A 7390-nucleotide genomic window follows, 5' to 3' on the forward strand; every position below is an offset into this window, starting at 1 on the left:
ATCACCGCCGTTGCCGAGGATCGAGGGCTTCCCGCATCGACTCGCCGACGAGGGTGAACCCCAAGGCCACCACGACGATGCAGGCCGCGGGCCAGAAGGCCAGGTGCGGCTGCGTGTCGAAGTAGTCCTGTGCGTTACCGAGCATCTGCCCCCACTCCGGGATCGAGTCGTCCGCGGCACCGAGGCCGAGGAACGACAGCGCCGCCGCGTCGAGGATCGCGATCGCGAGAACCAGCGTGGACTGCACGATCACGGGTCCCAGCGAGTTCGGCAGGATGTGCCGGAACACGATCGCCCCGCGCTTCACGCCGAGTGCCCTCGCGGCGAGGACGTGGTCGCTCTCCCGCACCGCGAGCATCGTTCCGCGCAGCAACCGCGCGAAGATCGGCACCTGCACGATGGCGACGGCGAGGATGACCGAGAACTGGGTCTGCTGCACGAACAACGCGCCGATCGACACGGCCAGCAGCAGAGACGGGATCGACAGCATCACGTCGACGACCCGCATCACCACGGTGTCGACCCACCCGCCGAACGCGCCCGCGAGCGTGCCGAGCACCAGGCCGCCACCGAGCCCGATGACGGTCGCCAGCAACGCCACCATCAGCGTCTGCTGCGAACCGAGCAGCATCCGCGAGAGCAGGTCACGACCGTACTGGTCGCCGCCCAACGGGTGTCCCGGCTGCGACGGCGGGATCTCGTTGCGGGCGTTGGACACCTGGTCCTCCAGCAACCACAACGCCGGGTCGTGCGGCGCCAGCCACGGCGCCAGCGCCGCCAGCAACACGAACAGCCCGATGATCGTGGCGCCGATCAGGAACAGCGGGTTGCGCCGCAACCGCCGCCACGCCGACTTGGCGAGGCTCAGCCCCTCCGCGCCCGTGGCACCGGTGTCGTCGGGTTCGAGGCCCCCGCCGACACCGCCTGCCGTGGCCGCGAGCTCGTCGATCTTCGTTGCACGCGAGGCCATGTCACGCCCCCGCTTTCTGCGCCGTCCGGATGCGCGGATCGATCAACGCGTACGACAGGTCGACGACGAGGTTGACCAGGACGTAGGAGGCCGCCCCGGCGATGATCACCACTTGGAGCACGGGGAAGTCCTTGCGTTCGAAGCCGAGCGCGAGCGCCTCGCCGATGCCGTGCCACGCGAACACGGTCTCGGTGAGCACCGCACCCGACAGCAGGGAACCGGTCTGCAGACCGATGGTCGTCACCACGGGCAGCATCGCGTTGCGCAGGATGTGGCGGTCGCGGATCACCCGCTTCGCCAGCCCCTTCGACCGCGCCGTGCGCACGTAGTCCTCGTCCAGCACGTCGAGCACCGACGCTCGCGTGATACGGAAGATGACCGCGAACGGGATCGACGACAGCGCGATCGCCGGCAGGATCAGGTGCACCAGCGCGTCGAGCGCCGCGTCCCACTCCTGCGTCAGGATGCCGTCGAGGACGAAGAACCCGGTGACTCTCGTGGCGTCGATGCCGACGGTCTGCCGACCACCCGTGGGCAACCAGCCCAACTCGATGGCGAAGATCCACTTCAGCAGGAACGCGAGGAAGAAGATCGGGACGGAGATCCCCACGAGCGAGCCGACGATGCCCATGTTGTCCAGCCAGCCACCGCGGCGGCGGGCGGACAGGTAACCGAGCGGGATCGCCGTGGCCAGCGCGATGACGATGGCCACGAAGCTCAGTTCGATCGTGGCGGGGAACCGGTCCAGGAACAGGTCCAGGGCGGGCGTTCCGGGAGACACCCCGATCGACGAGCCGAAATCGCCGCTCAGCGCACGGCCGAGGAACGAGAAGTACTGGACGAAGATCGGCTGGTCGAGCCCGAGGTCTTCGGCCAACTGCGCGCGGCTCTCCGCCGTGCCGCGGTCACCGAGGAGGGCCGAGACTGGCCCTCCCGGCAGTGACCGCAGCCAGGCGAAGAGCAGCACCGAGAGAACGAACAGAACGAGTACGAGTTGCAGTACTCGCCTAAGAGCGAAGCGAAGCACGAGTCAGCTTCTACTCCGCGACCGTGACCGTCGAGAACTCCTCCTTGGTGAGCGGGCTGGGAACCAGGCCCTCCACCTCGGGACGGAGCACCAACGCGGGCGGCGAGTGCGTCAGCGGGATCGCGGGCAGGTACTCGGACATCATGTCGCGGTTGATGTCCTGGTAGGCCGCCTCACGCTCCTTGGCGTCGACGATGCTGTCCGCGTCGTCCAGTGCCTGCGCCAGGTCCTCGCCCCACGGCGAACCACCGGTGTAGAACTGGTTGTCCGTCGTGCCGAAGAACGTGCCGATGAAGTTGTTCGGCGAGTTGTAGTCACCGGTCCAGCCCAGCAGGAACAGCTCCGCGCGCGCCGACTCGACGTCGTCGGTGTAGCCACCGGCCCAGGGCTTGCTGATCGGCTTGACGGTGATGCCCGCCTCCTCCAGGTCCTCCTTGATGGCACCGAAGATGGCGGTCGGGTTCGGCATGTACGGACGCGTGACCTGCGTCGGGTACCACAGCTCGACGGTGAGGTCGGCGTGTCCGGCCTCCTTCAGCAGCTTCTTCGCCTTGTCGACGTCGTGCTCGTACTCCACCACGTCGTCGGCGTAGCCGTCGACCGACGGCGGATACATCTGCTTCGCGACCTCGGAGTTCTCCGGCATGATCGACGACACCAGCGTCTCGCGGTCGATCGCGTGCGCGATCGCCTGGCGGACCTTCAGCTCCTTGAGAGCCGGGTTGCTCTTCTGGGTGATGCCCAGGTACAGGATGTTGAACGGATCGCGGATCTCGACCTGGAAACCGGCCTTCTCCAGCGCGTCCCAGTCGGCCGGCGACGGGAAGTCGTAGCCGTCGATCTCGCCGGCCTCCAGGGCCTGCTTGCGCGCGGTCTCGTCCGGAATGATGCGGAAGATCACCCTGTCGAGCTTGGCCTTCTCGCCCCAGTAGTCCTCGTTGCGCTTGAGGGTGATGGTGCCGTTGGCCTCGTCGTAGCTGTCGAAGACGAACGGACCGGTGCCCGTCGGGTGCTTGCGGGCGTACTCCGAGAACACGAAGCTGTCGCCCTCGGCCTTGACGTCGTTGGCCTTGTACTCGTCCATCGCCTTCGGACTCTGCATGGCGAACGAGTCCTGCGTCAGCATGGTCGGAAAGTCGGCGGTGTAGCGCGTGAGCTTCAGCTCCACGGTGTGCTCGGCCGTGGCCTCGCAGCCGTCGTACAGCGACGGCTTCTCGCCGTCGGCGAACCCGCCGAAGTTCTCGGTCCAGTAGTACGACAGGGCCGGCGACGCGCCCGCGCCTTCCTGGTTGTACATCCGCTCGAAGTTCGCGCACACGGCCTCGGCGTTGAACGGCTCGCCGTCGTGGAACGTGACGCCCTCTTCGAGCTCGAACGTCCAGGTCTTGCCGTCCTTGCTCGGCGTCCACTCCTTCGCGAGCTCGGCTTCGAGCTCCGCGGTGCCGGGCTTGATGCCGACGAGGTTCTCGAACATGTTCCGCGTGACGCGGAAGGTCTCACCGTCGGACGCGTAGTACGGGTCGAAGTTGGACGGAGCTCCCGTGGCGCCGAAGACGAACGTGCCGCCCTCTCCACCGCCTGCGGAGTCACGCTCGGACTCGGCACACGCGGCGAGCGAGAACGCGAGCGCACCCGCGATGCCGACCACGGCCAGGCGGCGTGGTCGGGCCACCCGTGATTGGAGCATGTTGGCCCCCTTGAGCAAAGGCATCGGTTCAGGCCGCGTCCACAAAGGTGCACGCGGATGGTGGCCGACCATATCGGTTATCGCCCGCTCACTTAAGCCCCGAGATTCCGTCGACGCCGGGTTTCAGCGGGTCGTTCGGGGGCCCGGCGCCGCCGCGCCGCCGACTCCAGAGGACGCCTCTCGATCTTGCCGACGGTGGTCGAGACCTCCCGGGCCTCGCATTTCGTGTCGTTGCGCAGAGTCACTCGGGTTTCACCTGATCGGTGCCCCTTACTCGAACGGGTTGCATTCCCTCGCTTCGTCACAGTTGGATAACTGCTGACAACGAGGTGAACGAACGGCCGTGGCCGTAACGGTCGGTAGCGCTACCACTACGATGGGGCGCCCGTTGTTCCGCCGAAGGGAGCGATCGCATGTCCCCCGCCGACCCCACTGATCCGGACCAGCCGTCCATCGTTGCGCTCGACGACGGCAAACCCACCGCGGCACGCGTCTACGACGTGATGCTGGACGGCAAGGACAACTACGCCGTCGACCGCCAGGTGGCCGAGGCCAGCCTCTCCGTCATGCCCGAACTGAAGGAGATCGCACTCCACAACCGGGCGGTCCTGCGTCGCGTGGTCCACCACCTCGCCGCGGAGCAGGGCATCACGCAGTTCCTCGACCTCGGATCGGGCCTGCCCACCGTCGGCAACACGCACGAGGTCGCCCAGGCCGCGAACCCCGACGCGAAGGTCGTCTACGTCGACATCGACCCGATCGTGCTCGCCCACGGCCGGGCGCTGCTGGAGGACAACCCCAACACCAAGGTCGTCACGGCCGACATCCGCAAGCCGCTCGACATGCTGGAGCACCCGGAGGTCACGTCGCACATCGACTTCGACAAGCCGGTGTGCGTCATGCTGGTCGGCATCCTCCACCACATCCTCGACGAGGAGGACCCGGAAGGCATCGTCGCGACGCTGCGCAACGCCGTCCCCTCCGGCTCGTACTTCTTCATCACGAACTTCACGCGCCTGTCCGACACCCCGGAGAGCGAGGAACTCGAACGCGTGCTGCTGTCGCAGCTCGGCACGGGCCGGGTGCGCACCCCCGCCGAGTTGGCCCGCTACTTCGAGGGTCTGGACCTCCTGGCTCCGGGCATCGTGCCGCTGCCACTGTGGCGGCCCGAGGAGATCATCACCGACGCGACCACAGTGGGCGTGCGCTTCATGACCGGTGGAGTCGCCCGGAAACCCTGACCGTTCCGGACACTCGCAGCACGCCGACGACGACCGCCGCTCCCGTGTTCAAAGCCGGAGCACGTCGTCGGCGTGGGCACGAGTGTCGTCCACCGCGAACCAGCCGTCCTCGAACCGCTGCCACGCTTCGAGTTCCGGCCTGCACGACTCGCCGTCCCGGGCCACCGCACGTTCCAGCCGCTCGGCACGTCCGGGACCCTCGATCCAGCACAACCGCGTCAACAGCGGGCGCACGCAGGCTCGCCCGGACGACACTCCCTCCACGACGAGCACGTCGGGCACGGGTACCCGGACCACCGCCCCCGGACGGGGCTCGCCGCTCGTCCAGTCCCACGCGCGATAGCACCCCGGACGCCCCTCGGCGAGGCGGCCGAGCACGGCGGCGAGCCTCGGCCACCACGACACCGGGTCCTCCCACGTGGCGAAGTCGTCGGTGCTCACCAAGGCGACCGCGATGCCCCGGTCGCCCAGACTCGCGACGAGACTCCGCGCGAACGTGGACTTGCCGGCTCCCGAAGGACCGTCGACGGCCACGAGGCGCACGTCCCCGAGCCGAGCGGGCGACCCACACACCGCGTCGGCCACCCGGTCGGCGATCGGCTCAGAGCGCACGACGGCCGGACAACGCCCGGCCCAGAGTGAGCTCGTCCGCGAACTCCAGGTCGCCACCCATCGGCAACCCGGACGCCAGACGCGTCACGGTCAGCCCGGGGAAGTCCTTCAGCATCCGCACGAGATACGTCGCCGTCGCCTCGCCCTCGGTGTTCGGGTCGGTCGCGATGATCACTTCGGACACCTCGTCGGCACCGATGCGCGCGAGCAGCTCCTTGATCCGCAACTGGTCCGGGCCCACCCCCGACAGCGGGTCGAGAGCGCCGCCCAGCACGTGGTAGCGCCCCCGGAACTCGCGGGTGCGTTCGACCGCGAGCACGTCCTTGGGTTCCTCCACCACGCAGATGACGCTCACGTCGCGACGCACGTCGGAGCAGATGCGGCACCGCTGGTTCTCGGAGACGTTGCCGCACACCTCGCAGAACCGCACGCCCTCCCGCACCTTGCCGAGGACCTCCTGCAACCGCGCGATGTCGGCCGGGTCGGAGGCCAGCAGGTGGAACGCGATGCGCTGCGCACTCTTCGGACCGATGCCGGGCAACCGCCCGAGCTCATCGATCAGGTCTTGAACGACGCCTTCGTACACCGTTATCCAGGGAGTCCGAAGCCACCGAGATCGGGCATGCCGCCACCGCCACCGAGGCCGCCGGCGAGCGGGCCGAGCTTCTGCTCGGTGAGGCGCTGCGCGTTGCCCATCGCGTCGCGCACCGCGGCCACCACGAGGTCGGACAGCGTCTCGGTGTCGTCGGGGTTGACCACCTTCGGGTCGATGGTCAGGTCTTTCAGCTCGAGACTGCCGCTGACGGTGGCGGTCACCAGGCCGCCGCCCGCGCTGCCGGTCACCTCGGCGTTCGCCAACTCCTCCTGCGCCGCGACGAGCTGCTCCTGCATCTTCTGCGCCTGCTGGAGGATCTGCTGCATGTCGGGCATTCCGCCGCCGGGTTGCACCATGATGTGGCTATCCGATCGTCTCGTGGTCGGTCTCAGTGCTCGTGTCTCAGTGCTTGATCTCGGTGCTCGTGTCGCAGGTCGAGCTCGTCGCACCCGGTCCCCAGCCTAGCCGCAGGCGGCGACGGCGACCTCGCCCTCCGGCGAGCTCCCCGCGGCACCGACGAAGCCCCAGCGCATCGTGTCCGCGCCTCCCGTACGCATGTTCGCACTTCCCGCACGCGTGTCCGCGCCGTGCGACGCGAACATGCGTGCGCAACTCGCGGACACGATGTCGGGATCGGTCAGTCGATCGGCCGGCCACCGAGGTGTTCGGTGATCAGCCGCCGGGCCCGCGCCTCCGGGTCGACCGGCTCGGCCTCCGCCTCCACGGGCTCCGGCGGGTACGGCTCGTCCTCGGGTTCGGGCGGCAGCGGGATGTCGGGCTCGGACGTGGTGACGCGCGCCCGCGACGCGTCCCCGCTCCGCGAGGCCGAGTCGGACGGCCGCTGGTACGTGCGCGCCTTGCCCGGCTCCGGACGCGACGGCTGCGGGCGCGCCTGCGGCGCGGGGCTCTGCTCGTCGCCCGCGAGCGCGCTCGGATGCACGCAGCGCACGGTCCACGTACCCGAGACCACCTGGCCCAGCGCCCGCGCGATGCAGTCGAGGTTGCGTGGCTCCGACAGTCGCCGCACCAGCGGCTGCGCGGGGTGGGTGAGCGTCACCGTGGTGCCCTCGACGCTGTGCACCGTGGCGCCCGTGAGCAGGGCCTCCGTGCTGCGGCTCTGGGTGCGCACGGCCGCGAGCACCTGGGGCCAGTACTGGCGCAGCCCGGCGACGTCGGCCTGCCCCTGACCACCACCACTCGCTGCCGCGGGCTCGTTCACCGCCGGACTCGGCGTCGGTGCGGACACCGTGGGCACCGT

General features: G+C 68.9%; 7 protein-coding genes and 1 pseudogene. 1 reads left to right on the forward strand and 7 read right to left on the reverse strand.

The genetic code is table 11. The annotated features are described in order from the left end of the window. Position 1: 1 nt before the first annotated feature. Genes SACAZDRAFT_RS11690 through SACAZDRAFT_RS11700 form a run of 3 tightly spaced genes read right to left on the reverse strand, consistent with a single transcriptional unit; the run spans position 2 to position 3684 of the window. On the reverse strand, positions 2 to 970 hold the full coding sequence (locus SACAZDRAFT_RS11690) for an ABC transporter permease (RefSeq protein ID WP_005441838.1): 969 nt from the start codon (positions 968 to 970) through the stop codon (positions 2 to 4). A gap of 1 nt (position 971) precedes the next feature. Then, positions 972 to 1997 carry an ABC transporter permease gene (locus tag SACAZDRAFT_RS11695; protein ID WP_005441839.1) on the reverse strand — a complete coding sequence of 342 codons (1026 nt, stop codon included), beginning with the start codon at positions 1995 to 1997 and terminating at the stop codon, positions 972 to 974. 10 nt (positions 1998 to 2007) lie between these two features. Next, a complete protein-coding gene (locus tag SACAZDRAFT_RS11700; protein WP_050983512.1) occupies positions 2008 to 3684 on the reverse strand; it encodes an ABC transporter substrate-binding protein in 1677 nt (558 codons plus the stop codon). A 413-nt stretch (positions 3685 to 4097) separates the two neighbouring features. Between SACAZDRAFT_RS11700 and SACAZDRAFT_RS11705 the strand changes: the two genes are divergently transcribed. Beyond that, complete coding sequence (locus tag SACAZDRAFT_RS11705) at positions 4098 to 4925, forward strand: SAM-dependent methyltransferase (protein WP_005441843.1); 828 nt, start codon at positions 4098 to 4100, stop codon at positions 4923 to 4925. A gap of 48 nt (positions 4926 to 4973) precedes the next feature. Here the strand turns inward: SACAZDRAFT_RS11705 and SACAZDRAFT_RS11710 are convergent, their stop codons facing one another. The 4 genes and pseudogenes from SACAZDRAFT_RS11710 to SACAZDRAFT_RS23775 all read right to left on the reverse strand — a co-directional run. Beyond that, positions 4974 to 5537, reverse strand: coding sequence for a uridine kinase family protein (locus SACAZDRAFT_RS11710; RefSeq protein WP_005441844.1), 564 nt, complete (start codon positions 5535 to 5537; stop codon positions 4974 to 4976). Further along, positions 5527 to 6123, reverse strand: coding sequence for a recombination mediator RecR (recR, locus tag SACAZDRAFT_RS11715; protein ID WP_005441845.1), 597 nt, complete (start codon positions 6121 to 6123; stop codon positions 5527 to 5529). The genes SACAZDRAFT_RS11710 and recR overlap by 11 nt, the downstream gene beginning before the upstream one ends. 2 nt (positions 6124 to 6125) lie before the next feature. Next, positions 6126 to 6488: a YbaB/EbfC family nucleoid-associated protein gene (locus tag SACAZDRAFT_RS11720; RefSeq protein WP_005441848.1), complete on the reverse strand. Its 363-nt coding sequence runs from the start codon at positions 6486 to 6488 to the stop codon at positions 6126 to 6128. A 281-nt stretch (positions 6489 to 6769) separates the two neighbouring features. Further along, positions 6770 to 7390, reverse strand: a pseudogene (locus SACAZDRAFT_RS23775) (DNA polymerase III subunit gamma/tau); the annotation flags it as partial.

The organism is Saccharomonospora azurea NA-128 (genome assembly GCF_000231055.2).
In the GTDB taxonomy this organism is placed as follows: Bacteria; Actinomycetota; Actinomycetes; order Mycobacteriales; family Pseudonocardiaceae; genus Saccharomonospora; species Saccharomonospora azurea.